Origin of the sequence: Streptomyces sp. ADMS (assembly GCF_033441795.1) — a bacterium.
Classification (GTDB): domain Bacteria; phylum Actinomycetota; class Actinomycetes; order Streptomycetales; family Streptomycetaceae; genus Streptomyces.
In genome coordinates, this window is the sequence record NZ_JAVFVX010000302.1 from 1 (window position 1) to 1540 (window position 1540).

Sequence of the window (1540 nt, forward strand, 5' to 3'; positions counted from 1 at the left end):
CGCCCTGGGCGGTCTTGGTGAAATCGGCCGCAACATGACCGTCTTCGAGCATGCAGGCAAGCTGCTGATCGTCGACTGCGGCGTGCTGTTCCCCGAAGAGAACCAGCCCGGCGTGGACGTGATCCTGCCGGACTTCACGTCGATCCGTGACCGCCTCGACGACATCGTGGCCATCGTGCTCACCCACGGCCACGAGGACCACATCGGCGGCGTGCCCTACCTGCTGCGAGAGCGCTCCGACATCCCCGTCGTCGGCTCGAAGCTCACCCTCGCCTTCCTGGAGGCCAAGCTCAAGGAGCACGGAATCCGGCCGCGCACGGTGCGGGTACGTGAGGGCGACCGGCGCGGCTTCGGCCCCTTCGACTGCGAGTTCGTGGCGGTCAACCACTCGATCCCGGACGGGCTCGCCGTCGCGATCCGCACCGGGGCCGGGATGGTGCTGCACACCGGTGACTTCAAGATGGACCAGTTCCCGCTGGACGACCGCATCACCGACCTGCGCGCCTTCGCCCGCCTCGGTGAGGAGGGCGTCGATCTCTTCCTCACCGACTCCACCAACGCCGAGGTCCCTGGTTTCACCACCTCCGAGCGCGACCTGAACCCGGCGATCGAGCAGGTGATGCGCACCGCCCCGCGCCGGGTGATCGTCTCCAGCTTCGCCAGCCACGTGCACCGCATCCAGCAGGTCCTCGATGCCGCCCATCAGCATGGCCGCAAGGTCGCCTTCGTGGGCCGCTCCATGGTCCGCAACATGGGCATCGCCCGCGATCTCGGGTACCTGAAGATTCCCGGCGGCCTGGTCGTCAGTACCAGGGAACTGGAGAAGCTGCCGGACCACAAGATCACCCTGGTGTGCACCGGATCCCAGGGCGAGCCGATGGCCGCGCTGTCCCGGATGGCCAACCGCGACCACGTGATCCGCATCGGCAAGGGCGACACCGTCCTGCTCGCCAGCTCGCTGATCCCCGGCAACGAGAACGCCATCTACCGGGTGATCAACGGGCTGACCCGGTGGGGCGCCCATGTCGTCCACAAGGGCAACGCCAAGGTGCACGTCTCCGGACACGCCAGCGCCGGTGAGCTCGTGTACTGCTACAACATCGTCCGCCCCCGCAACGTCATGCCCGTGCACGGCGAATGGCGCCACCTGCGGGCCAACGCCGACCTCGCCATCCGTACGGGGGTCGATCCCGAACGGGTGGTCATCGCCGAGGACGGCGTCGTCGTCGACCTCGTCGACGGGCGTGCGTCGATCACCGGCAAGGTGCCCGCGGGCAACGTCTACGTGGACGGCATGGAGGTCGGCGGCGCCACCGAAGCGTCCCTCAAGGACCGCGTCACCCTCGCGGAGGAAGGCGTGGTCACCGTGGTGGCGATCGTCGACGCCGACACGGGCGCCCTCGCCGAGACTCCCGACTTCCTGGCCCGCGGGTTCGTCCACGACGACACCACCTTCGAACCGGTCATCCCCGTCATCGAGAAGACGCTGGCCACCGCCGCCCAGGAGGGCGTCGGCGACGCACGCCAGTTGGAACAGCTC

1 protein-coding gene is annotated in these 1540 nt (G+C 68.4%); it reads left to right on the forward strand.

Features of this window, described 5'->3' with window-relative positions:
* Positions 1 to 4 precede the first annotated feature (4 nt).
* The coding region (locus RB628_RS40550) for a ribonuclease J (protein ID WP_318325656.1) at positions 5 to 1540 on the forward strand (1536 nt) is incomplete at its 3' end.